The organism is Paenibacillus sp. Negev47, assembly GCF_058313655.1.
In genome coordinates this window covers 4,269,722-4,294,827 of sequence record NZ_CM177754.1, presented here as the reverse complement: position 1 = coordinate 4,294,827, position 25,106 = coordinate 4,269,722, and the positions used below count along the sequence as shown (strand labels likewise).

The following is a 25,106-nucleotide window of genomic DNA, read 5'->3' as shown; positions in this document are numbered from 1 at the left end:
TAAGAGTAATGAATGGAGAGCTTCTGTCGGATAAAATGAGTCGGTGCGAGTTCGGATCGGTGACATTTTTGAATGCAGGGGCTTTTCATGCTTTAAGGGGGTACAAGGAGGAACACGATGAGCGGATTCGAAGAGAAGAGAAAACGGTTTGAGTTGTTGATGAAACAGGCAGAGCTTCCAGCTGGTCTGTTAGAGCCCTATTTTTTGGATGGATGGATTGAACAAGTAGAGACCAATCGCAGTAATCGGGAGTGGAATATCCTGATTGCGAAGGATACGTTGGTACCCGCTCCAATTTATCGCACATTTTGTCTGCATATTCAGGAGAAGATGAATCATATCGCCAAAATCTCATTTGGCTTCAAATATACGGACAAGGTACAAAATGGTGATATCGTCAGTGAATATTGGAATCTGTTTCTGGAGTGGGTTACACGTGAGATTCCATCTGTAAATGGTTGGATGAACCGGACAACCTTTGAATGTGAAGAGGATCTCCTGCAACTGACAATGAGTGATGCAACGTCGATGGAATTGGCTCGTAAGAAACAGATTGATCAGGCAATTACGAAATTCTATGACAAGTACTTTCATCTACCTCTTCGTATCAAGATGCAAGTGGGCGAAGTGGCAAGCAATAAAGAGGCGATGGAACAGTTCCAGGCCCAAAAACGTGTAGAGGAACTTGAGGTCATCGAGAAGATGATGAGTGAAGTGGACACAGAAATCCCGGTGGATGAGGAGCAGGGCGATCTGCGTTTGCAGATGGGTTATGATATTAAGGAGCCAGCAGTGCCCATGCAGGAAATCCAGGATGAAGAGAAAAAGGTCACCCTTCAAGGTTCTGTGTTTGGTCTGGATCGCAAAGAACTGCGAAACGGCAATACGTTGTTTACCTTCTACCTGACCGACTTCACGGACTCCATGCAAATGAAGATGTTTGCCAAAACAAAAGAGGATGTTAAAATTCTCAGTTTGCTGGCTAACGGTAAATGGGTGAAAGTGCGTGGCCGTGTAGAGTATGACCGGTTTATGCAGATTCCTGAACTCGCCATGATCCCTTCAGATCTGATAGAAGTCAAAGCACCGCCGTCTCGCAAGGATAATGCACCAGAGAAACGAGTAGAGTTCCATTTGCACTCTACGATGAGCACGATGGATGCTGTAACTTCGATCGACAAATACGTAAAAATGGCAGCTGAGTGGGGACACAAGGCGATTGCTGTCAGTGATCATGGTGGTGTACAGGTATATCCTGAGGCTTCCAAGGCTGCCAAGAAAAATGGGATTAAAATGATCTACGGCCTTGAGGCCAATGTAGTGAATGACTCCGTTGCAGTCGTAATGGCTCCACAGCCATTGGATCTCCAAACAGCGACATACATCGTATTTGATATCGAGACTACAGGTCTTTCAGTTACACAGAACAAAATTATTGAGATCGCTGCTGTTAAGATGCAAGATGGTAAAGAAATCGACCGGTATGCGACTTTTGTGAATCCGCATGAACGCATTCCCTACAATATTCAGCAATTGACTAATATTAATGATGACATGGTAAAAGACGCGCCTGAACTGGAGCCAGTTATCCGAGAGTTTGTACAGTTTGCCGGAGATGGTGTACTTGTTGCGCATAATGCACGTTTTGATATGGGCTTTATTCAAGCTTCTCTGAAGCAGATTGGAATGCCAGAGCTTCCTAACCCTGTCCTTGACACGTTGGAACTGGCACGATTATTATTTCCAAAAAATAAGAACCACCGTCTGAATACGATGGCGGATAAATATAAAGTTGGACTTGAAAGTCATCACCGGGCCATTGATGATACGGTTGCTCTTGCAGGTATACTGATCGGATTACTAAATGATGCTGCCCAGATGAAAGGAATAACGAGGCTTGATCGCCTGAACGATTATGTAGGTGTCGACTTGTCGAATACAAGACCTTTCCATTGCGGAATCTATGCACTGAATGAAGTCGGCAAGAAAAATCTCTATAAACTGGTATCTCTCTCTCATACGGAACATTTCAAGCGGGTACCTTGCATTCCCAAGTCGAAACTGATTAATTTGCGTGAAGGACTCGTTATTATATCGGGTTGTGAAAAAGGTGAGTTCTTTGAAGCGGTGCTTAACAAATCGCTCGAAGAAGCGGAAGAGATCGCCGAGTTCTATGACATATTGGAGATCCAACCACTTACAATGTATATGCATTTGGTGGATAAAGGGTTGGTGGCTACACCCGAAGAAATCAAAACAGCGATCCGTAAAGTCATTGATATCGGGTCGAAATTGGGTAAGCCGGTTATAGCGACAGGCAATGTGCACTATTTAGAACCTCGTGACAAACTATATCGGGATATCACCATTCACGGCATTACAGGATTTAGTCCACTGAAAGATCAACGGAAACCGGATGCACATTTCAGAACGACGGAGGAAATGCTGGAAGAGTTCCAGTTCCTGGGCCAAGATAAAGCTTACGAAGTCGTGGTTACGAATACGGTGGAATTGTCTGACCGATTTGAAGAAATTAAGCTGTTTCCGGACAAACTGTTTACTCCGATTCTGGAAGGTGCCGACGATGAAATTCGTAATACCTGCTATGACACTGCCAAGTCCATCTATGGTGAGGAATTGCCTGAAGTTATCGTGGCACGATTAGAGAAAGAACTGATTCCAATTATTAAATATGGTTTCTCTGCCAACTATCTGATCTCGGAACGGTTGGTTAAAAAATCGAATCAGGATGGTTATCTTGTAGGTTCGCGGGGATCGGTCGGCTCCTCTGTCGTGGCTACATTCCTAGGTATATCCGAAGTTAATCCATTGCCCGCTCACTATATTTGTGTGAATTCAGAATGCAAGCACAGTGAGTGGTTCCTAGACGGTAGTGTTCGGAGTGGATTTGACCTTCCTGAGAAAGAATGCCCGGATTGTGGTGGCACGCTTAAAGGAGAAGGCCAGGATATACCGTTTGAGACCTTCCTTGGATTTAAAGGAGATAAAGTTCCCGATATTGACTTGAACTTCTCTGGTGATTACCAGCCTCATGCTCATAACTATACGAAAGTACTGTTTAGTGAAAAAAGTGTTTTTCGTGCGGGGACCATTGGTACAGTGGCTGAGAAAACAGCATTTGGTTTTGCCAAGAAGTATGAGGAAGAACATCACAAAAAATGGCGCGGAGCCGAATTGAATCGTTTGGCTTCTGGGTGTACTGGGGTAAAACGGAGCACTGGACAGCACCCTGGCGGTATTGTCGTGGTACCCGATTATATTGAGGTCGAAGATGTTACACCCGTTCAGTTCCCGGCAGATGACGTTAATGCGGAGTGGAAAACAACACACTTTGATTATCATGCTTTTGAGGAAAACTTGCTGAAACTTGATATTCTGGGGCATGATGATCCGACTATGATGCGGATGTTGCAGGATTTGACAGGTGTTGATCCAACGAGCATTCCGATGAATGATCCAAAAGTCATGAGCATGTTTAACTCAACCGAGGCTTTGGGTGTTACACCTGAACAGATTCGCTCCCCTGTTGCGACATTTGGCGTACCGGAGATGGGGACGAAATTCGTTCGTCAGATGCTTATTGAGTCACAGCCGACATCTTTTGCCGATTTACTTCAGATTTCGGGATTGTCCCATGGTACAGGTGTATGGCTTGGGAATGCTCAGGATCTGATAAAGAATGGAACATGTAACATCAAGACGGTAATTGGTTGTCGGGATGACATCATGTTGTTCCTGATTTATAAGGCAGGTATGGACGCGAGTCTGGCCTTTAAAATTACGGAGAGTGTTCGTAAAGGGCGTGGTCTGCCTCAGGAATGGATCGATGAGATGAAGAATTGTAAAGTGCCTCAATGGTACATCGATTCATGTCTCAAAATCCAGTACATGTTCCCGAAGGCCCACGCGGCCGCTTATGTTATATCGGCAGTACGTACTGCGTTCTTCAAGCTGTATCATCCCATTGAATATTACGCAACTTACTTTACCGTTCGGGCGGATGAGATTGATATCGAACTCATGTGTCAGGGATATGAGGCGATCTATCGCAAAATTGTAGAGATCGAGCAATTAGGTTTCCAGGCACCACCGAAAGAGAAAAACATGTTACCTGTCCTTGAAATGGGTTTGGAAATGGCAGCGCGTGGATTCTCACTTAAACCGATTGACTTATATCGTTCGGAAGCTACGAAGTTTATCGTTGATGGGAAAACACTAATCCCTCCGTTTTCTGCGTTGGCAGGAATCGGAGACAATGCTGCACGTAATATTGCTGCGGCAAGAGAACATGGTGAATTCCTGTCGGTGGAAGATTTTCAGCAGAAGTCGAAAGCGAGTAAGACGATTGTTGAACTCCTGTCGAATATGGGGTGTTTCCGCGGTTTACCAGAGAGCAACCAGCTTTCCCTGTTCTAGTATTAGATGTGAATCATGGACAAGTGATTGGTGGGGGATGCGTAATTTTTCCTTCATTAGTAAGTAAACTGTCTGAATCATCGCTTACTTGTCACTATTACCAGACTATGTTATAATTTTTGAAGTGAACGAGATAGTACGAATTTCTAAAGAGTGGGGAAACCCACTCTTTAGTCTTTGGTATACAAGAATCTTGGGTATTTAATAATCTGCCAGTGCTTTTTTGCTGGTGTAACCTAAGTTGGAGGTTATTGGTTTTGAGCACAACGAACATTAAATCTACCGTGGAAGAAATGATCCAACCCTACTTGAACGAACAAGGCTTCGAGCTGGTTGACATCGAATACGTCAAAGAAGGCAGCAACTGGTTTTTGCGGGTGTATGTCGACAAAGAGGGTGGCATCGACATCGACGATTGCGTCTTGATCAGCGAAAAGCTGAGCGCCAAGCTGGATGAGAACGATCCGATTCCAACCATCTATTTCCTTGAAGTGTCTTCTCCCGGTGCGGAGCGTCCACTGAAAAAACCTGAGGACGTTACCAAAGCCGTAGGCAAAAATGTTTTTGTTACAACCTACGAGCCGGTGAACGGATTGAAGGAATTTGAAGGCAAGCTGCTTTCTTTTGATGACGGGGAACTCGTGATTGAGGCAGGCAAGAAACAGCATGCCATTTCTTATGATAAGGTTGCCAGTGCGCGCCTAGCTATTTTGTTTTAAGTGCCTTGTTCACTTTATTAATGAAAAAGACACATCTCACGATAACGGCAAGGTGCTCAGGAGTTCAGAGCCTTTCGCCGTTTTACGTATGAGATGCCATGTTTGAAAGGGGGATCAACATTCATGAGTATGGATTTTATTGAAGCAATGAATGAATTGGAACGGGAAAAAGGGATCAGCAAGGATGTGCTGTTTGAAGCGATCGAGGCTGCACTAATTTCCAGCTACAAGCGGAATTTCAACACGGCCCAGAATGTGCGTGTTGATATGAACCGTAATACGGGAGTTATCCGGGTGTATGCCCGTAAATTGATCGTGGAAGAAGTCCTGGATTCACGTACCGAAATTTCATTGCCTGCTGCACGAGAAATCAACCCACACTTCCAGCTGGAAGATATTGCGGAGATTGAAGTTACGCCGCGCGATTTCGGACGTATCGCCGCACAAACTGCCAAACAGGTGGTGACCCAGCGGATTCGTGAAGCCGAACGCGGCCTGATCTACAACGCTTTCGTAGACAAGGAAGAGGATATCGTTACGGGAGTGGTGCAGCGTCAGGATTTGCGCAATATCTACATCGATCTGGGCAAAATCGAAGCGGCTTTACCGCTGACCGAATTGATGCCGAACGAGAAGTTTGTTCATGGTGACCGTATTAAGGCGTATATCACCAAGGTCGAGAATACGACGAAAGGGCCGCAAATCATATTGTCCCGTACTCATCCGGGCCTCTTGAAACGTCTCTTTGAACTGGAAGTGCCTGAGATCTTCGACGGTGTAGTTGAGATTCGCTCCGTCGCTCGCGAAGCAGGGTTCCGCTCCAAGATTGCGGTTCATTCCCGCAACGAGGAAGTTGATCCAGTTGGATCTTGTGTAGGTCCTAAGGGAATCCGCGTGCAGACCATTGTGGGTGAGCTGCGCGGTGAAAAAATCGACATCGTTCGTTTCTCCGATCAGGTAGACGAATATGTTGCTAATGCACTGAGTCCTTCCAAAGTATTGGAAGTTCATGTATTTGAGGAAGAAAAGATGGCTCGGGTTATCGTTCCGGACTATCAACTGTCGCTCGCAATTGGTATCAAAGGCCAAAATGCCAGATTGGCAGCCAAATTAACCGGCTGGAAAATCGACATTAAGAGCGAGAGCCAGGCGGAACAGGAATTCGGCAGAGAAAAAGATTCTTCTTCTGAAATGCATCAGGATTCCGTCTCCGTCGACTAAAGTAAAGTACGGGGGGCGCTGACGTATGAAACCAAAAAAAGTGCCGCTGCGCAAATGTGTGGCATGCCAGGAAATGATGCCCAAAAAGCAGCTGATCCGCATCGTTAAAACGCCAGAGGATGAAGTGCTGATCGATTTGACTGGCAAAAAATCCGGACGTGGTGCCTATTTATGCGGCAAAGAGTCCTGTTTTAAGCTCGCACTCAAAAACCGGGCTTTGGATCGGGCGTTAAAAGGCAAAGTCTCACCTGAAATTTACGAGCAATTAGCAGCTGACTTCATCGCGGTTGAGGATGAATTCATAGCAGCACAGGAGCGTGAACATGACTAATATTAAAACGCTGTCTTATCTGGGACTCTCTATGCGTGCAGGTAAACTTGTAACAGGTGAAGAAATTGTACTTAAAGCGATCCGTTCTTCCGAAGCTAAGATGGTTATTGTTGCGGGTGACGCCTCAGCCAATACACAAAAGAAATTTCGCGATAAATGTGGAACTTATAAGGTTCCTCTGTTAATCGGATTTGACCGGGATAGTTTAGGTTCAAGTATCGGTAAAGACACGCGTGTTGTTCTTGCAGTAACGGATCGAGGGTTTGCAAAAATGATCTCCAAGCAAGTCGGTATAATGTCGGAGGTGGAGTATATTGAGTAAACAGGAAAACAAGGATAAATTGCGAGTTTATGAATATGCGAAGTCCCTAAATATGAGTAGTAAAGAAATTATAACCATTCTTAAAAAGCTGGAAATTCCCGTAAACAATCATATGAGTGTCATGGAGAATGGATCAGTCGGTAAGGTGGAACAATTTTTTAAAGATATAAAATCCACTGCTGCTTCCAAACAAGGCAACGAAGCAAAACCAGTTGCTACTTCGGCAGTACGCAGTGACAAAACAGTGGACAGCAACAAGCCGGCCGGCGGAGTGAACACGCCGAATAGCAGTAACCCATCCGGTAGTCCCGTACAAACAAAAATACAACAGGAAAAGCAGGTAGGTATGAACAATAGACCAAATTCCAACAATAACAATGGCACCCAAAGACCCAGCGGCCAAGACAGCCGCAACAGAACGAACTCTTCCCAAGGCTCAAGCCAAGGAGGACAATCAACTAACCGTCCAAGACCGGCTCAAGGTGGACAAAGCAGTACAGCGTCCCGTCCGCAAGGATCGGGTCAACGTCCGGCTAGCAGTGGTGGCGGTCAAGTAAGACCTTCAGGACCTAACAGCGGTGGTAGTACAGGTACTGGCGGCAACCGCAGCGGTGGCCAAGGTCAGAGCCAAGGACAAGGCCAACGTAGAAGCGGCCCAGGTGGCACAACTGGCAACAACAATAACAGTGGCAACCGTTCGAACAGCGGTGGCGGTGGACGTCGTTATGATGACAATCGTGGCGGTAACTTCCGTGGGAACCGTGGTGGTAAGAACAACCGCAACAGAAATCAACAACAGTACCAACAACGTGAGAAAATTGATAACACACCTAAAAAAATCATCGTTCGTGGTGATATGACTGTAGGCGAAACGGCGAAGTTGCTCCATAAGGATGCTTCCGAAGTTATCAAAAAGCTCATCGCTATGGGTGTTATGGCAACAATCAACCAAGAGCTTGATATCGAAACGATCCTTCTGCTTTCAGGTGAATTCGGTGTTGAGGTTGAAGTGAAGATTGTGCTTGAAGATGACCGTTTCGAGACGCTGGAAGAGAATGATGATGCTGCTGACTTGCAGGCTCGTCCACCAGTAGTTACGATCATGGGTCACGTTGACCATGGTAAAACTACTTTGCTGGATGCTATTCGTTCCACAAATGTAACAGGCGGCGAAGCAGGCGGTATCACGCAACATATCGGTGCATACCAAGTCGAAATCAACAGCAAAAAGATCACGTTCTTGGATACTCCGGGTCACGAAGCGTTTACAGCGATGCGTGCACGTGGTGCACAGGTTACAGATATGACGATTATTGTCGTAGCAGCAGATGACGGTGTTATGCCACAAACCATTGAGGCCATTAACCATGCCAAAGCTGCTGGACTTCCAATTATCGTTGCTGTCAATAAAATTGACAAACCGGGTGCCGATCCGGATAAAGTGAAACAAGAATTGACCAACTATGAACTCGTTCCGGAAGAGTGGGGCGGAGATACCATCTTTGTTAACGTGTCAGCGAAACAAAGAATGGGTCTGGAAGGTCTGCTTGAAATGATTCTGCTCGTTGCAGAAGTGAACGAATACAAAGCGAACCCGGACAAACGTGCCCGTGGTACTGTGATTGAAGCTGAGCTGGATAAAGGACGTGGCCCAGTTGCCCGTATCCTCGTACAGCACGGTACTTTGAAAGTCGGAGATGCTTTCGTAGCAGGTAACTGCTTCGGTCGTGTTCGGGCGATGGTTAATGACAAAGGTCGCCGTTTGAAAGAAGCTGGACCTTCGACACCTGTAGAAATCACAGGTCTGACTGAAGTTCCAGGTGCGGGAGATCCGTTCATGGTGTTCGAAGATGAGCGCAAAGCGCGTTCCATCGCTGACAAACGTGCGATCACGCAACGTGAATCCGATCTGGGTACGCATACTCGTGTAACATTGGATGATCTGTTCCAGCACATCAAAGATGGCGAGATCAAAGATCTGAACGTAATTATCAAAGGTGACGTACAAGGTTCGGTTGAAGCATTGAAAGGTTCCCTTGCGAAGATCGAAGTTGAAGGTGTACGCGTGAAGATCATTCATAGCGGCGCTGGTGCAATCACTGAGTCCGACATCATTTTGGCTGCAGCATCCAATGCCATCGTGATTGGTTTCAACGTACGTCCTGAAAACCAGGCGAAAGCAACAGCAGATCAAGAGCAAGTAGATATTCGTCTGCATCGCGTAATCTACAGTGTTATCGAAGAAATTGAACAAGCGATGAAAGGTATGCTTGATCCGATCTACAAAGAAAAAGTTATCGGTCATGCTGAAGTTCGGAGCACGTTCTCGATCAGTAAAGTGGGTACCATTGCTGGATGTATGGTTACCTCGGGTAAAATTACGCGTTCCGCAGAAGCACGCCTGATTCGTGATGGCATCGTCCTTTACGAAGGCAAGCTTGATTCCCTGAAACGTTACAAAGATGATGCCAAAGAAGTAGCCCAAGGTTACGAGTGTGGTATCACGCTGGATAAATATAATGATCTCAAAGAGGGCGACGTTATTGAAGCCTTCATTATGGAGACAGTACAACGATAAGCAAGGAAGCATGAGGTGAACAACAATGGCTAAGATTCGTACAGGTAGAGTGGGCGAGCAGATCAAGAAAGAATTGAGTCTGCTCATCCAGTCTGAACTGAAAGATCCACGTATCGGCTTTATTACCGTAACGGGAGTCGAAGTGACAGGGGACTTGTCGCAAGCCAAAGTTTATCTGAGTGTCTTCGGTGAACAGGAACAAAAAGATAACTCGCTCAAAGCACTGGCAAAAGCAAATGGATTTTTGCGTTCCGAGCTGGGCAAACGTATTCGATTCCGTCATGTTCCCGAGTTGATATTCAAGATCGACGAATCGATCGCTTATGGTAGCCGAATTGAGAAGCTGCTTGGTGATATTGGTTCCGACAAGAACGAATCCCAGTAACAGAATAGAGGAGACGGCAATGCACACTTATGAACAGGCGCTCCAGGCCGGAAAGCAATTTCTGCTGGAGCATGATGATTACCTGGTCGTGTCGCATGTACAGCCGGACGGTGACGCAGTCAGCTCGACGGTAACGGTGGGCTGGCTGCTGTCATGTCTGGGCAAGACATTCACGATGATTAATGAAGGTGAAATCCCGCAGCGCATGCATTTTTTGTGGGAAGCCGGCAACATTGTGAACATGACCGAACAACCACCGCAGCGAAAATATAAAGCTGTTATCTGTGTGGATTGTGCAGACTTTGCCAGAGTAGGTTTGACGCGTCATTATTTCGAAGAAGACGCTGTTATTTTGAATATTGATCATCACCCTACGAATGACGCGTATGGTACAGTCAACATCATTAAGTCCGATGCTGCTGCAACGGCTGAAATTTTGTTCGATTTTCTTAATCTGTTCCAAGTGGCATGGGATAAAGATGTCGCCACGGCAGTTTATACCGGATTGCTTACGGATACAGGTGGGTTCCGCTATGCCAATACCAGTCCAAATGTAATGACAACAGCTTCCAGATTGCTAGAACATGGCGTGGATGGACCTTATCTCGCCCAGACCTTGCTGGAGCAGGTGACTCTTCCACAAGTTCGGATTTTGAATCAAGCACTATCAAGCCTGCAGATGACAGATGATGGCAAGATTGCCTGGGTCGTTATTACACCAGATGATATGGTGGCTTGCGGAGCAGCTAATGAAGATCTCGAAGGAGTAGTGAACTATCCGCGCAATATTCAAGGCGTGGAAGTTGGTATCTTTTTCAAAGTCATCAATGAGAATGCCGTAAAGGTTTCTCTTCGTTCGGCTGGCAAAATTGATGTTGCTGCGTTAGCACAGACCTTTGGTGGAGGCGGGCATGTTCTCGCAGCCGGATGTCGCCTGGAAGGCAATCTTGAAGATATTGTGGCAAAAGTGCTGAAGCAGGTGAATTCACAATGGTAAAACCATTTGAAGGTGTACTTCCGGTGTATAAACCGGCGGGATTTACGTCTCATGATGTCGTGGCCAAAATGCGTCGTATTCTCAAAATGAAACGCATTGGTCATACAGGCACACTGGACCCACAGGTTACTGGTGTTCTGCCGCTCTGTCTCGGAAGGGCAACACGCGTGGTGGAGTATATGCAGGAGCTCCCGAAGGAATACCTGGCAACGCTCAGATTGGGTCTGTCTACAGACACAGAGGACATGACTGGGGAAGTTATTGAACGTTCTGAAACGACTGTAACAGTAACAGAGGAACAGGTTCAACAGGTACTTGAGCAGTTCCTGGGCACGATCTCTCAGGTGCCACCCATGTATTCTGCGGTAAAGGTAGACGGCAAACGTCTCTATGAACTTGCTCGTGAAGGGAAAACGGTAGAGCGTAAGAGCCGTGAGGTCACAATCTATGAGCTTGAGCTTACAGGGATTGATACTCAGGGCGATACCATCGATATATCCTTCCGGGCCTTATGTTCAAAAGGTACGTATATTCGGACGTTGTGTGTAGACATCGGCCGACAACTCGGATATCCATCGACCATGGTTCGACTGGAGCGTACGATATCAGCGGGTATCTCTGCAGATCGTTGTCTTCGGATTGAAGAAGTGGAACAACTTATGGCCGATGGAACTTTGGCAGATGCGCTGATTCCTGTTGACGAGGCAATTGCTTCTATTCCAGCCCACAAGGTTGGAGAAGAACAGACCAAAGGAGCACTCCAAGGTCAGAAACTGGCTGCACGTCTTCTGGAACCGCCTGTAGAGCAACCTGGTTTATTACGGTTGTACGCTCAGGATGGTACGTTTCTGGGGATTTTTGAACGGGATGAACTAAAACCAACGGTGAAGGCAGTTAAAGTCTTTTTGCCGGAATAAAGAGGTCTCGGGCTTGGAGTCATGGTGATGATCAAGCTTGGCCTATCAAGTGAAATGCAGGTGAATGATTGTGAAAACCGTAATGCTAACCTATCCGCAGACGTTACATTCGACTGAGCTGAGCACACTTCCCCAAGTGCTCGCGATCGGTCAATTCGACGGACTGCATCTCGGACATGCAAGTGTCATTTTATCAGCTGTCCGCATTGCGCGCGAAACGGGCATGCAGGCAGCGGTCATGACCTTTCATCCACATCCGAAGGAAGTTATGCGCAAAGGGGATTACGAGGGTAGTTTAACTCCCTTGAGAGATAAAGAAGACATCTTGGCAGGAATGGGTGTTGATGTGCTCTATGTGGTGGAATTCAATGAAGAATTCTCACAGCTGACACCGCAGCAATTCGTACATGATCTGTTGATCCCTCTTCAGACACGAACAGCGGTGGTCGGTTTTGACTTCCGTTTTGGTCACAAGGGAGCAGGAGATGAACAGCTTCTTCGAACATTGGGAGAAGGGAAAATGACGGTGGAGACCGTCTCTGCCTTCCTGTTAAATGGTGAAAAAGTGAGCAGTTCTCTCATTCGTGGCCTGTTGAAACGCGGGGAGATGGATGAGGCCAGTCAATGGCTTGGTCGACCTTATAGCATCAGAGGAACTGTCATTCACGGGGAGAAGCGTGGACGAACCATTGGATTTCCAACAGCGAACCTTGAACTCACGGATCATTACGTTACACCGTCGAAGGGTGTTTACGCTGTTCGGGTGCAGCATGGTGAACAAGAACTGCCTGGTGTGATGAATCTCGGTGTGAAACCTACGTTTCACGAAAGTGGGATGAAACCTACATTTGAAGTACACTTGCTGGATTTTGATGGACAATTATATGACCAGGAATTAAAGGTTGATCTTGTTCACTATATCCGCGCAGAACGAAAGTTTGACTCCATTGATGCATTGATTAGTCAGATTCGGGAAGATGCATTAACTGCTGGTCGCCTGTTATCTTAAGGTTTAGGAATTAATGCATGTTTACATTTACTTTGACTGGGCAATTATGATATACTGTACTACGTTGTCGTATAGGACAACAATAACCTTGGCTTGGTTACTTGCTCTCACCGGCGGTGACGAGGCTAATGGCGATTATATTGAAGGAGGTGAACAGGATGGCATTGACTCAAGAACGTAAACAACAACTGATCGACGAGCACAAAACTCACGAGTCCGATACAGGATCTCCAGAGGTGCAAGTTGCTATCCTTACGGAAAACATCAGAAGTTTGACAGACCACTTGCGTACGCATAAGAAAGACCACCACTCACGTCGTGGACTTTTGAAAATGGTAGGTCAACGTCGTAAGCTTTTGGCTTACGTGAAAAACAAAGATGTTAAACGTTACAGCGCACTGATCGAAAAACTCGGATTGCGTCGTTAATTATCGTACATGTTTTCAAAACCAACCTGGCTGTTATCCGTCATTCTTTTGTCTAAAAGGACAAGCGGAACTTACAGCCGGGTTGTTTTGTAGATGAACATGTTGCCATATATTTGTAGATGGGGCTCCGTGAGGAGCTTTTGTTGTGCAGATTAGCATGTTGCAAGGTTATACATAGCTAATGAATGCAGGACAAGCAGGAAATACTGTGAATATGCAGAATCCATTGAGTTAGGACGAATAAAAGGAGGAATTTCATGGAACAGCGTGTTGAAATGCAGCTTGGCGGAAGAAAGCTTACGTTTGAAACCGGGCGTTTGGCCAAGCAGGCTAATGCTGCCGTTAAGGTGACATACGGGGATACCGTTGTATTGTGTACCGTGACAGCATCAAGTGAGCCGAAAGATTTGGACTTTTTCCCATTAACGGTGAACTATGAAGAAAGATTGTATGCCGTAGGTAAAATTCCGGGTGGATTTATTAAACGTGAAGGAAGACCGAGTGAGAAAGCAATTCTTTCAAGCCGTCTGACAGACCGTCCAATTCGTCCATTGTTCCCGGAAGGCTTCCGGAACGATGTACAAGTTCTGAATATCGTTATGAGTGTGGATCAAGACTGTGAACCGCAAATCGCTGCAATGATCGGTACATCAGCTGCACTGAGCATCTCGGATGTTCCATTCAGCGGACCTATTGGTGGCGTGAAAGTTGGACGTATTAATGGTGAGTTCATCATTAATCCAACGATTGCACAGCTTGAAGTCAGTGAACTTGAGCTGGTAGTTGCAGGAACCAAGGATGCCATCATGATGGTTGAGGCTGAAGCTAACGAATTACCGGAAGAAGTGATGCTCGAAGCAATCATGTTCGGACATGACGAGATCAAAAACATTGTTGCGGTAATCGAAAAACTCGTGCAAGTTGCCGGTAAAGAAAAAATGGCTGTTAAGCTGCATGCCGTTAATGCTGAAGTCAACAGCAGTGTGCGTGATTTCGCAAGCGCTCGTCTGGTTGAAGCGGTTAAAATTGCCGAGAAACATGCTCGTCAAGATGCAATCGATCTAGTGAATGACGAAACCGTTGCTCACTTTGAAGAGAAATATATTGAAAGTCCTGAATTGCTCAAAGACGTGAAGGAAGTCCTGCACGATATCGTTAAAGAAGAAGTGCGTCGTCTGATCACGCATGATAAAGTTCGTCCGGATGGACGTGGACTTGCTGAGATTCGTCCAATCGAATGTGATACTTCCCTGCTGCCACGTACGCATGGTTCAGGCTTGTTCACACGTGGTCAAACACAAGCACTTAGCATCTGTACACTTGGTGCACTGGGTGATGTTCAGATTTTGGACGGAATCAGCCTTGAAGAAACGAAACGTTTCATGCATCACTATAACTTCCCACCATTCAGCGTAGGTGAAGCTCGTCCATTGCGTGCTCCAGGCCGTCGCGAAATCGGACATGGTGCTCTGGGTGAGCGTGCGCTTTCCAAAGTAATCCCTTCCGAAACAGACTTCCCATACACGATTCGTCTGGTATCTGAAGTTCTGGAATCCAACGGTTCAACTTCCCAGGCAAGTATCTGTGCCAGCACACTAGCTATGATGGATGCAGGTGTACCAATCAAAGCTCCAGTTGCGGGTGTAGCTATGGGTCTGATCAAAGATGGAGATCATGTATCCATTCTGAGTGATATTCAAGGTATGGAAGATCACCTGGGTGACATGGACTTTAAAGTAGCCGGAACACCTGAAGGTGTAACTGCAATCCAAATGGACATCAAAATTGATGGGATTGATCGTCAAATTTTGTCTGAAGCATTGGCTCAAGCCAAAGAAGGTCGTTTGCATATCTTGAGCAAAATGACTGAAGTGATGAATACTCCACGTGAGCAGTTATCACAATATGCGCCTAAAATTACGACTATGCATATCAATCCGGACAAAATCCGTGATGTTATCGGTGCAGGTGGTAAAATTATCAATAAAATCATCGAAGAAACCGGTGTTAAAATTGATATTGAACAGGATGGACGTGTCTTTATCGCTTCTTCCAACCAGGAGATGAATGATAAAGCCAAAGCGATTATCGAAGGTATTGTGCGCGAAGTATTGGTCGGCGAGATTTATGTCGGCAAAGTAAAACGCGTTGAGAAATTCGGTGCATTCGTTGAAGTACTTCCGAACAAAGAAGGTCTGGTACACATCTCACAACTGTCAACTGAACGTGTTGCCAAAGTTGAAGATGTTGTAGCCATTGGAGATTCCATTACGGTGAAAGTAACGGAAATTGACCCACAAGGCCGAATCAACTTGTCCCGTAAAGCAGTTTTGACTGCTGAAGCTCCGGCTCAATCCTAGGATACCGAAGCGGCAGGTTATAAATGGATAGATTGAATGAAGAGACAGAATGTGAATTTCTGGCTCTTTTTTTAACGCTTAAATATGTTAAACAAAGTTAAAACCATGGCTTTGTATTCATATTCTTGCCCTTGTCCTCATATGATGGGGACAAAGACGGCGGGAGGATGGAGCTGTGGGAAACCAATCCAAAAAACTGGCGGCTGTTCTGGCGGGTGTGACTGCGGTCATATTGATCGGACAAGTTGGCAGTGTACGTACATACATTACGGAGATCCGTGATGGGCCAGGTACGCAGAATGCGTTTGATATGTTCAAAGAAGCGACCGGAGAAGATGCCCTGTTGTCGGCAATTCGGGATAAAGCGGCTGAAACGAGAATTGCTTCGGTGAATGCCAGAGTGGATCGGGTATGGAAAGCCATTCCTGGCTATAATGGCATGGAAATTGATGTGGAAGCGACATACCGTAAGGCATTGAGTGGAACGTTGAATACCAAGATAGCGTATATCTATCGTCAGATTCAACCGGAAATTCAGCTTAAGGATTTGGGTGCACATCCGATCTATCGGGGGAATGCGAGCAAACCGATGGTTTCTTTTATGATTAATGTGGCCTGGGGGAACGAATATATTATACCGATGCTGGATACGCTCGATGCCGAGAAAGTGAAGGCGACTTTTTTTCTGGATGGAAGCTGGTTAAGCAAAAACGTTGAGCTGGCCAAGGAGATTCAGAAGCGTGGGCATGAGTTATCCAATCATGCATATTCTCACCCTAACATGAGTCGATTGAGCGCAGAACGGGCCAGGCTAGAAATAAGCAAAACCCAGGATTTGCTCCATAAATCACTCGGTGTGGAAAATCGCTGGTTTGCTCCGCCTTCCGGTGACTTTAATCAAAAGACTGTAGATATTGCTTCATCCATGGGACTGCAAACCGTGTTATGGACTGTAGATACTGTGGATTGGCGTAAGCCAAGCCCAGAGTCCGTTGTTGCCAAAATTGCAAAAAATACCGAGGCCGGCACGTTAATTCTAATGCACCCAACAGCTTCTTCTTCCGGGGCTTTGAAGGGGATGATTCAGTCCATACGGGCTAAAGGTCTCGTGCTTGGAACGGTAAGTGAGACGTTGTCTTCGGAACGCGTAAATGCGTCCGCGGTTGAGTGAACGTGTTTTTTTTGTTAATATCAAAAAGTTGGAACCAAATGTCGATTTCAATTTCGATTGAGATCAAGGCAATTATAGAGATGTAGGAGGGCCAACCATGAAAAAAATTCAGCTGGGCAATGGCCTCAGAATTGTGATGGAACAGATACCGACCTGTCGTTCTGTGTCTTTCGGAATATGGGTCAAGACAGGTTCGCGCAATGAGCAACCTGCAAGTAACGGAGTATCACATTTTATTGAACACATGTTGTTCAAAGGGACGGATCGGTATGATGCCAAGGCGATTGCGGAGCAATTCGATGCGATCGGTGGTAATGTGAATGCGTTCACTTCCAAAGAATACACATGTTATTACGCTAAAGTGTTGGATGAACATTTGCCGATTGCGGTTGATGTGTTGTCTGATATGTTTTTCCGCTCCAAAATGGATGATGGTGAGTTGATCAAGGAGAAAAACGTCATTCTGGAAGAAATCTCAATGTATGAAGATACGCCAGATGATATGGTTCATGATCTGATGGCCTTGGCCGCATATGGTGAGCACCCGCTTGCTTACCCTATTCTGGGTACGGAAGAACGTCTTAAAGCGATGGATTCCAGCCATCTGCGTGCATATATGAAGGAGCATTACACAATAGAGAACACGGTCATTAGTATCGCGGGTAATATTGATGATAGTGTAATCGATCTGATGGAGAAACATTTTGGTGCTTTTGATGTAAACGGAGTAACTGAAGCAGTCACAATGCCGGCATTCCAGAGCGGACAGCTCTTTCACAAAAAGAAAACGGAACAGAACCATATCTGTATCTCGTTCCCGGGTTGTAAAATCGGGGATCCGCTGCAATTCGCTATGGTTGTTCTGAATAACGCTATTGGTGGAGGCATGAGCTCCAGATTGTTCCAGGAAATTCGTGAGAAACGGGGTCTTGCGTACTCCGTGTATTCCTATCATAGCTCTCATGCGGACAGTGGACTTTTCACAATATACGCGGGTACAGCACCGAAACAGACAAAAGAGGTGCTTGACCTGACCAAAGAGGTTCTGCGTGACCTGGCTGTAAACGGCTTGTCCGAAGATGAACTTCGTAAAGGGAAAGAGCAACTGAAGGGCAGTCTGATTCTTAGCTTGGAAAGCACAGGCAGTCGTATGAATCGTCTGGGCAAAAACGAGATGATGCTGGGCAGACACCATACGCTGGATGAGATGATCACCAAAATTGAGCAAGTAACAATGGACGATATTAACGCGGTACTCGATCTGATGTTCGCCGAGCCGTTTGCGCTTGCTATGGTTGGTGCTTCAGATAAGACGATCGCTGGATTGAGAAGGGATGATTTTGTTGCATTACGTTCAAATACAGAAACTGCCGGGCAATGAAGATATTAAATTGCCACAAAAAATGTCGGAACTGGCATCCGGTTTTGATGTAGTGGCTGCACTTCAGGAAGAGGTTGTTTTGCAGCCGGGTCAGCGTACACTGATTCCAACGGGGCTTGCGATGGCAATGCCTGCTGGATTAGAAGCACAGATCCGTCCTCGGAGCGGACTGGCTTTCAAACATGGAATTACCTGCCTCAACACACCAGGTACCATTGATGCGGATTATCGCGGAGAAGTTAAAGTGCTGTTGATTAATCTGGGTCAGGAACCGTTCACGATTGTACGGGGAGAGCGCATCGCACAGATCGTCTTCCAGACCGTGCCTGCAGTTGAATTGACGGAAGTAGATGAACTTTCGGAAACGGTACGTGGCGAAGGCGGATTTGGTCATACCGGGAAATAAACAGCGTGAGTGTTCCCATTCTTTGGAGTCGTCCCTGACAGGGACGGCTCTTTTTGTGTTCAAGATGCGGGTAGTCGAATGCATTATTGTTTTCACCCCCCTGTGGGCCTCTGCATACGATAAGGCATACATGTGGTGAAAGGAGTGACGTCCCGATGCTGACCGGAGTCCGGATTGTAGTCCTGGGCGGAGATGCGCGGCAGCTTGAAGTCATTCAAAAGTGCGCTGAGCTGGATGCAACGGTAAGTGTGGTGGGTTTCGACAAACTGGAGCGTTCCATTCCAGGTATCGAACACCAGGAACTGGAGGACGAAGTGTTTGCTTCGGCAGATGTACTGGTGCTACCTGTCGTCGGTTGCGATGATCAGGGAAAGGTAAGTACTTCGTTCAGTGAAACACCGATCTATTTGAAAAAGGAACATATCGCAGCATTGCCGGAGCATTGCATTGTGTTCACGGGTATGGCAAAACCATTCTTGCGTGAACTTTGTCTAGATAACGGGTTGCGACTTGTCGAAGTACTTGATCGTGATGATATTGCACTTTACAACTCTATTCCAACGGCTGAGGGAGCCATCGCCATAGCTATTCGGGAGACGGACTTCACAATCCACGGTTCGGAATGCATCGTGCTTGGTATCGGTCGAACAGGGTTCACAATGGCCAAAACACTGCAGGGACTTGGAGCAAATGTACGGGTAGGAATCAGGCGGGAAGAGGATGCTGCCCGCGCTACTATAATGGGCTGGAAGCCTTTCATGACAACGGATTTGGCCGCTCAAACCGGGGAAGTTGACTTGCTTTTTAATACGATACCGACTATGATAATCACAGCACAAATCCTGTCCAGAATGCCGCAAAAGGCTGTCATTATTGACCTCGCATCCGCTCCTGGCGGCTGTGATTTCAGGTTTGCCGACAAACGCGGTATCAAAGCGCTACTTGCACCTGGCCTCCCCGGCATTGTTGCTCCCAAAACGGCTGGCGGCATTATTGCCGACGCGTTGATCCGTTTGCTTTTGGAAGAACAGAACGCACGGGAGGTTAAATCATGAACTGGCAGGGAAAAACGGTAGGTTATGCAATTACGGGTTCTCATTGTACGTTTGAAGAGGTTATGCCGGTAATTAGCCGCTTCGTGGCTGAAGGTGCCAATGTCATTCCGATTATTTCGAATTCGGTTCTGACGACGGATACACGCTTCGGTACGGCGCAAAATTGGCATAAACAGTTGAAAGATATAACAGGTAATGATATCATTTCTACAATTGTTGAAGCGGAGCCATTAGGGCCTTCCAAGCTGCTTGATGTGCTGGTCATTGCTCCATGCACAGGCAATACAACAAGCAAGCTGGCTAATGCAATGACCGACAGTCCAGTGCTAATGGCAGCCAAAGCACAGATGCGCAATCAGCGTCCGCTTGTGCTCGCTATTTCCACGAATGACGGTCTGGGCTTGAATGCTGCGAATATCGCCAAACTGCTCGTGGCCAAATATTTGTATTTTGTGCCATTTGGGCAAGACGATCCAGTGAAAAAACCAAACTCGTTAGTCGCCAAAATGGAATTGATTCCAGAGGCTTGCTGGAGTGCGCTTGAGGGCAAACAGCTACAGCCGATGATTGTGCAGCGTTCTTCACAGGCTTGATGGAATAATGACTGGGTGACAACGTTTATGCGCTTGGAGAAATGAATAAAGGGTTTAAGAGACAAAGAAAATCATGGGGGACGATAAGCTGGCTTGAATAGCTACTTGTGTCCACGTTCCTGTCTATAAGGGCATTCCTGCTTGCCGGTATCAAGGTTAAGCAAGCGGGAGAGGTCTAGTGTGAATGTATGCGTCTTGATCTCGATAACAACCGCGACCTTTGATTTGCGATTGTCCCAGACAATTACAAAAAAACGAGGAGCGGCATGGAATGCCGTATAAATTGCTGAAATTATCGCATCAGAACGCTCCCTAGGGTGATCCATTTGTTGATTTGACCCGTGTCCAATCTTCTTGCGTACACAAATGGAGGAATAAAGATGCGTATCATGGTACAGAAATTCGGAGGCACGTCTCTCTCCACTGTTCAGGCGAGAGAGCATGTGCTCCGTCACGTTAAACGTGAACTTGAGGCAGGATTGAGTCTGGTCATCGTGGTGTCTGCGATGGGGCGCCGCGGCGAGCCATATGCGACTGATACGTTGCTGGACTGGGCTGCACAGAACGGAAACGCACTATCCGCACGCGAAAAGGATTTACTGCTGTGCTGTGGTGAAATCATATCTGCTACAACTTTGAGCAGTTTGCTCGAACATGAAGGCATTCCAACTACAGTGCTGACCGGTGCACAAGCAGGTTTTGTGACGGACGACAATTTCGGGAATGCCCGGATATTGGATGTCCGTCCTGTTCGTGTGTTGGAGCAGCTTCAGCTTGGACGGGTCGTTATTGTAACCGGATTCCAAGGCCAGACGGAGAATGGAGACTTCACGACATTGGGTCGTGGGGGAAGTGATACGTCGGCAACTGCTCTCGGTGCAGCATTACGTGCCGAAATGGTAGATATCTACACGGATGTGAACGGTATACTCACCGCAGATCCACGGATTGTTGAGGATGCGCGTCCACTGACTGTTGTGAGTTATGCAGAGATCTGTAACATGGCCCACCACGGCGCCAAGGTAATCCATCCACGTGCGGTCGAAATTGCCATGCAATCACAGATTCCAGTGCGAGTAAGATCTACTTTTGCAGATACGGAAGGAACGCTGGTTACGCATCCGGAAGGATTTCAGGATGTGCAGACAGGCATTGTTGACCGTTATGTAACAGGGATTGCCTATGTAAGCAATGTAACGCAAATTACGGTGGATGTGCCTGGTGGTGCAGATCGATTGCAATTGAAAGTATTCAAAACCATGGCTGAGAATTCGATCAGCGTTGATTTTATTAATGTTACCCCCTCTGGTGTTGTCTATACGGTTTTTGACAGTGATTCCGAGAAAGCCATACATGTATTGCAGGAGGAAGGCCTCAAGCCACAAAGCCTGTCCGGTTGTGCCAAAGTTTCCGTCATTGGCGGAGGCATTAATGGTGTACCTGGAATTATGGCTCGTATCGTGGAGTCCTTAACACTGGCAGACATCCAGATCCTGCAATCAGCAGATTCGAATACAACGATCTGGGTACTCGTAAAAAAAGAAGATATGGTTCAGGCCCTGAGGGCACTTCACGCCTCATTCGAACTTCATTTGTAATTAACTGAAGTTAGAAGAGCCAAACCTGTTTTGAAGGAGGAATCGAATTGGACTTTGGAAGATTGATTACAGCAATGGTCACTCCGTTCAATGAACAAGGAGAGATTCATTGGGAGGAAACGGCACGTCTCATCGACTATCTGATTGTAGATCAAAAGTCGGAGACACTCGTGGTTTCTGGAACAACAGGGGAGTCTCCAACACTTAGTGATACTGAGAAAGTTCAATTATTCGAATTTGCAGTGAAACATGCGGCCGGTCGGTGCAAAATTATAGCCGGTACGGGAAGCAACAACACGGCACACTCCATCCATTTGACACAGGAAGCTGAACGTGCCGGGGTGGACGGCATATTGCTGGTTGTTCCGTATTACAACAAACCGAGCCAGGAAGGTTTGTTCAAACATTTTGAAGCGATTGCGGGCTCTACCAAGCTGCCCATTATGCTTTACAACGTGCCTGGGCGTACAGTAACCAGCCTGTCCACTGCAACAACGCTTCGTCTTGCGCAGATTCCTAACATCGTCGCTACGAAGGAATGTGCGTCTATGGAGCAGGTGACGTTGATCGCAGCAAGTGCTCCGGAGCATTTCAGAGTCTATTCCGGTGATGACGCTTCAGGCTTGCCAGCGATTTCGGTTGGTGCTCATGGGATCGTCAGTGTGGCGAGTCATGTCGTAGGTGCAGAGATGAAGAAAATGATTGATGCCTTCTACGGAGGGGAGCCTCTTCAAGCTGCTCAGATTCATCAGCAGCTGTTCCCGGTATTCAAAGGTCTGTTTGAGTGTCCACAACCCTTACCGAACCCAGTAGCGGTGAAATATGCGCTGACATTGCGTGGTTTAAACGTTGGGTCTGTACGTTTGCCTCTTATTCCTCCAACGGAAGAGGAGCAGGTGTATATCAAAGGTCTGCTTAATTTGTAATCAGTAGTTGTATTTGGAACTATTTTATTAATTATGGGATATCCATCAAATCAGCAAAAGAACCGCTCCTCTTATTCGAGGTTGCGGTTCTTTTTTTGATGCGTAATGTGAGGTTTCTTTTTCATTGCTAAGGGGAAACCTACAGGTTAACGAGAGAGTGACTTGTTTTTTTTGTTTTTAATCATGTATAATGATGTCAAGTGACTGGGTGCGGTATTTTTTTGAAATTGAAAGCGACATCGTTTCGTGGTGTGGCTTTGCGGTGAAAAAGGAAGGAACGGCTAAGAGGGCATTTCAATCCAACTTGTTGGTATAAGGGAATAACTTCAAAGAACTTCTTCCAGATATCGTGAATAAAGGTGTTCTTTTGCATTCATCCCGATAGATGGGCATGTAATGCATGGACTACTTTTCTTAACTTACAATAAATAATAAGGTACGACGTCCAACTACCATAGGAGGTTTAGATTCATTTGTCTAAGAAAAATAATAACGATAAACTGATGATTTTTGCATTGGGCGGCGTAGGCGAGATTGGTAAAAATATGTACGTCATCCAATACGCTAACGACATTGTAGTCGTAGATGCTGGTCTTAAATTCCCTGAAGAAGATATGCTTGGTATTGATATTGTCATTCCTGACATTTCTTACCTGACTGAGAACCGTGATAAAGTAAGAGGAATTATTCTTACTCATGGACATGAGGATCACATTGGTGGTCTGCCATATGTTCTCAAACATCTGAATGTTCCTGTATACGGAACAAGACTTACGCTTGGACTTGTAGAAAACAAGTTGAAAGAAGCGAACTTGCTGGGTGAAACAAAACGTATTCTGATTGATGCTGATTCCGAGATCCAACTTGGATCTGTACTGAAAGCATCGTTCTTCGCTACTAACCATAGTATTCCGGATTCCGTTGGTGTATGTGTCGAAACACCAGAAGGTGCAGTAGTTCATACAGGTGACTTCAAATTTGACCACACTCCAGTCAATGGTCAATATGCAGATCTTCAGCGTATGGCGCAGATCGGAACCAATGGCGTGCTTGCGCTTTTGTCCGATAGTACGAACGCTGAGAAACCTGGATTCACACCATCGGAGAAAAATGTGGGTATCGTTCTGGAAGATATCTTCCGTAAAGCAAGCCAACGCGTTGTTGTAGCTACATTTGCTTCCAACGTACACCGTATCCAACAGGTAATCAACGCAGCAGAAGTAACTGGACGTAAAGTTGCAGTTATCGGACGCAGCATGGTTAATGTGGTCGGTATTGCTTCTGAGCTGGGTTATCTTGAGATTCCGGATGGCATGATCATTGAACCCGAAGAAGTAGGCAAGATGGCTGCTGATCGTGTCGTGATTCTTTGCACAGGAAGCCAAGGCGAGCCAATGTCAGCATTGACACGTATGGCTCGTTCCACGCACCGTAAAGTGGACATCCTGCCAGGCGACACCGTAATTATCGCTGCAACACCGGTTCCAGGTAATGAAAAATATGTAGGCCGTACGATTGATGAACTGTTCCGTCTGGGTGCTAACGTGCATTACAGCGGTGCTAACAGTGGCGTTCACGTATCTGGTCACGGTAGCCAGGAAGAGCTGAAACTGATGCTCAACCTGATGAAACCGAAATTCTTCTTGCCAATTCACGGTGAATTCCGTATGCAGCGCCGTCACGCAGTTCTTGCTGAATCTGTAGGTGTTGAGCCGGAAAACATTTTCATCACGGATATTGGTGAAGTGATTGAAATTCAAGGTGGAGCAGCACGTAGAGCAGGTAAAGTTACTGCAGGAAACGTGTTGATCGACGGCTTGGGTGTAGGTGACGTGGGTAACATTGTACTTCGTGATCGCAAATTGTTGTCACAAGATGGTATCCTTGTTGTCGTAGTAACACTGAGCAAACAGGATGGAAAAATTGTTTCCGGTCCTGACATCATCTCCCGCGGATTTGTGTATGTACGCGAATCGGAAGGCCTACTGGATGAGGCTAACCGGATCGTAAGCAGCACATTGCAGAAGTTGATGAGTGAGAACGTTAACGAGTGGGCTTCACTCAAAACGAATGTCAAAGATGCACTGGGACGCTTCCTGTATGAGCAAACTCGTCGCAGACCGATGATTTTGCCAATCATTATGGAAGTTTAAAATAGGCTAAACAAAAAAACATATATTCAGGCACACAGTCGCCCCTTCTCTACGAGTAATATTGGACGGTTCCTCGTAGAGAAGGGGCTTTTTTGCGTTTTTCAAGGAGATCGCCACAA

The 25,106-nt window shown here is 46.3% G+C and carries 20 protein-coding genes; all 20 read left to right on the top strand.

Annotated features, from left to right (window positions below):
* Positions 1–117: 117 nt before the first annotated feature.
* Positions 118–4,437 carry a PolC-type DNA polymerase III gene (locus AC4G47_RS19190; RefSeq protein ID WP_458126398.1) on the top strand — a complete coding sequence of 1,440 codons (4,320 nt, stop codon included), beginning with the start codon at positions 118–120 and terminating at the stop codon, positions 4,435–4,437.
* Positions 4,438–4,694: 257 nt separating this feature from the next.
* Positions 4,695–5,156, top strand: a complete 462-nt coding sequence (gene rimP / locus AC4G47_RS19185; RefSeq protein ID WP_062833826.1) for a ribosome maturation factor RimP — start codon at positions 4,695–4,697, stop codon at positions 5,154–5,156.
* 123 nt (positions 5,157–5,279) lie between these two features.
* Positions 5,280–6,377 carry a transcription termination factor NusA gene (gene nusA / locus AC4G47_RS19180; protein WP_458126400.1) on the top strand — a complete coding sequence of 366 codons (1,098 nt, stop codon included), beginning with the start codon at positions 5,280–5,282 and terminating at the stop codon, positions 6,375–6,377.
* 25 nt (positions 6,378–6,402) lie between these two features.
* On the top strand, positions 6,403–6,708 hold the full coding sequence (gene rnpM, locus AC4G47_RS19175; RefSeq protein ID WP_036609307.1) for an RNase P modulator RnpM: 306 nt from the start codon (positions 6,403–6,405) through the stop codon (positions 6,706–6,708).
* The gene (locus tag AC4G47_RS19170) at positions 6,701–7,030 is read left to right on the top strand and encodes a L7Ae/L30e/S12e/Gadd45 family ribosomal protein (RefSeq protein WP_017689142.1); all 330 of its coding nucleotides are present in this window, start codon (positions 6,701–6,703) and stop codon (positions 7,028–7,030) included. The genes rnpM and AC4G47_RS19170 overlap by 8 nt, the downstream gene beginning before the upstream one ends.
* On the top strand, positions 7,023–9,608 hold the full coding sequence (gene infB / locus AC4G47_RS19165; protein ID WP_491102239.1) for a translation initiation factor IF-2: 2,586 nt from the start codon (positions 7,023–7,025) through the stop codon (positions 9,606–9,608). Before AC4G47_RS19170 ends, infB begins: the two co-directional genes overlap by 8 nt.
* Before the next feature lie 25 nt (positions 9,609–9,633).
* Positions 9,634–9,993, top strand: a complete 360-nt coding sequence (gene rbfA / locus AC4G47_RS19160; protein WP_062833829.1) for a 30S ribosome-binding factor RbfA — start codon at positions 9,634–9,636, stop codon at positions 9,991–9,993.
* Positions 9,994–10,012: 19 nt separating this feature from the next.
* Positions 10,013–10,990 carry a DHH family phosphoesterase gene (locus AC4G47_RS19155; RefSeq protein ID WP_491102238.1) on the top strand — a complete coding sequence of 326 codons (978 nt, stop codon included), beginning with the start codon at positions 10,013–10,015 and terminating at the stop codon, positions 10,988–10,990.
* On the top strand, positions 10,984–11,907 hold the full coding sequence (gene truB / locus AC4G47_RS19150) for a tRNA pseudouridine(55) synthase TruB (RefSeq protein WP_491102237.1): 924 nt from the start codon (positions 10,984–10,986) through the stop codon (positions 11,905–11,907). The genes AC4G47_RS19155 and truB overlap by 7 nt, the downstream gene beginning before the upstream one ends.
* Positions 11,908–11,977: 70 nt before the next feature.
* Positions 11,978–12,916: a bifunctional riboflavin kinase/FAD synthetase gene (locus tag AC4G47_RS19145; protein WP_491102236.1), complete on the top strand. Its 939-nt coding sequence runs from the start codon at positions 11,978–11,980 to the stop codon at positions 12,914–12,916.
* A gap of 158 nt (positions 12,917–13,074) precedes the next feature.
* Positions 13,075–13,344 carry a 30S ribosomal protein S15 gene (gene rpsO / locus AC4G47_RS19140; protein WP_056700672.1) on the top strand — a complete coding sequence of 90 codons (270 nt, stop codon included), beginning with the start codon at positions 13,075–13,077 and terminating at the stop codon, positions 13,342–13,344.
* Between the two features lie 257 nt (positions 13,345–13,601).
* Complete coding sequence (gene pnp, locus AC4G47_RS19135; RefSeq protein WP_491102235.1) at positions 13,602–15,704, top strand: polyribonucleotide nucleotidyltransferase; 2,103 nt, start codon at positions 13,602–13,604, stop codon at positions 15,702–15,704.
* 175 nt (positions 15,705–15,879) lie between these two features.
* The gene (locus tag AC4G47_RS19130; protein WP_491102234.1) at positions 15,880–16,875 is read left to right on the top strand and encodes a polysaccharide deacetylase family protein; all 996 of its coding nucleotides are present in this window, start codon (positions 15,880–15,882) and stop codon (positions 16,873–16,875) included.
* Positions 16,876–16,972: 97 nt separating this feature from the next.
* Positions 16,973–18,256 carry a M16 family metallopeptidase gene (locus AC4G47_RS19125; RefSeq protein WP_491102233.1) on the top strand — a complete coding sequence of 428 codons (1,284 nt, stop codon included), beginning with the start codon at positions 16,973–16,975 and terminating at the stop codon, positions 18,254–18,256.
* A complete protein-coding gene (gene dut, locus AC4G47_RS19120; RefSeq protein ID WP_491102232.1) occupies positions 18,216–18,662 on the top strand; it encodes a dUTP diphosphatase in 447 nt (148 codons plus the stop codon). The genes AC4G47_RS19125 and dut overlap by 41 nt, the downstream gene beginning before the upstream one ends.
* Positions 18,663–18,817: 155 nt before the next feature.
* Positions 18,818–19,717, top strand: a complete 900-nt coding sequence (gene dpsA / locus AC4G47_RS19115) for a dipicolinate synthase subunit DpsA (RefSeq protein ID WP_458126409.1) — start codon at positions 18,818–18,820, stop codon at positions 19,715–19,717.
* On the top strand, positions 19,714–20,310 hold the full coding sequence (locus tag AC4G47_RS19110; RefSeq protein WP_458126410.1) for a dipicolinate synthase subunit B: 597 nt from the start codon (positions 19,714–19,716) through the stop codon (positions 20,308–20,310). The genes dpsA and AC4G47_RS19110 overlap by 4 nt, the downstream gene beginning before the upstream one ends.
* A gap of 380 nt (positions 20,311–20,690) precedes the next feature.
* On the top strand, positions 20,691–21,908 hold the full coding sequence (gene dapG, locus AC4G47_RS19105) for an aspartate kinase (protein ID WP_458126411.1): 1,218 nt from the start codon (positions 20,691–20,693) through the stop codon (positions 21,906–21,908).
* Between the two features lie 47 nt (positions 21,909–21,955).
* Positions 21,956–22,834, top strand: coding sequence for a 4-hydroxy-tetrahydrodipicolinate synthase (gene dapA, locus AC4G47_RS19100; protein WP_491102231.1), 879 nt, complete (start codon positions 21,956–21,958; stop codon positions 22,832–22,834).
* A 473-nt stretch (positions 22,835–23,307) separates the two neighbouring features.
* A complete protein-coding gene (locus AC4G47_RS19095) occupies positions 23,308–24,987 on the top strand; it encodes a ribonuclease J (protein ID WP_076208870.1) in 1,680 nt (559 codons plus the stop codon).
* The last annotated feature ends 119 nt before the right edge of the window (positions 24,988–25,106 follow it).

Bases quoted from the DNA above. Each gene is read 5' to 3' on its own strand.
- AC4G47_RS19190 (WP_458126398.1), top strand. From the start codon at position 118: ATGAGCGGATTCGAAGAGAAGAGAAAACGGTTTGAGTTGTTGATGAAA.
- nusA (WP_458126400.1), top strand. From the start codon at position 5,280: ATGAGTATGGATTTTATTGAAGCAATGAATGAATTGGAACGGGAAAAA.
- rnpM (WP_036609307.1), top strand. From the start codon at position 6,403: ATGAAACCAAAAAAAGTGCCGCTGCGCAAATGTGTGGCATGCCAGGAA.
- AC4G47_RS19170 (WP_017689142.1), top strand. From the start codon at position 6,701: ATGACTAATATTAAAACGCTGTCTTATCTGGGACTCTCTATGCGTGCA.
- rbfA (WP_062833829.1), top strand. From the start codon at position 9,634: ATGGCTAAGATTCGTACAGGTAGAGTGGGCGAGCAGATCAAGAAAGAA.
- AC4G47_RS19155 (WP_491102238.1), top strand. From the start codon at position 10,013: ATGCACACTTATGAACAGGCGCTCCAGGCCGGAAAGCAATTTCTGCTG.
- truB (WP_491102237.1), top strand. From the start codon at position 10,984: ATGGTAAAACCATTTGAAGGTGTACTTCCGGTGTATAAACCGGCGGGA.
- rpsO (WP_056700672.1), top strand. From the start codon at position 13,075: ATGGCATTGACTCAAGAACGTAAACAACAACTGATCGACGAGCACAAA.
- pnp (WP_491102235.1), top strand. From the start codon at position 13,602: ATGGAACAGCGTGTTGAAATGCAGCTTGGCGGAAGAAAGCTTACGTTT.
- AC4G47_RS19125 (WP_491102233.1), top strand. From the start codon at position 16,973: ATGAAAAAAATTCAGCTGGGCAATGGCCTCAGAATTGTGATGGAACAG.
- dpsA (WP_458126409.1), top strand. From the start codon at position 18,818: ATGCTGACCGGAGTCCGGATTGTAGTCCTGGGCGGAGATGCGCGGCAG.
- AC4G47_RS19110 (WP_458126410.1), top strand. From the start codon at position 19,714: ATGAACTGGCAGGGAAAAACGGTAGGTTATGCAATTACGGGTTCTCAT.
- dapG (WP_458126411.1), top strand. From the start codon at position 20,691: ATGCGTATCATGGTACAGAAATTCGGAGGCACGTCTCTCTCCACTGTT.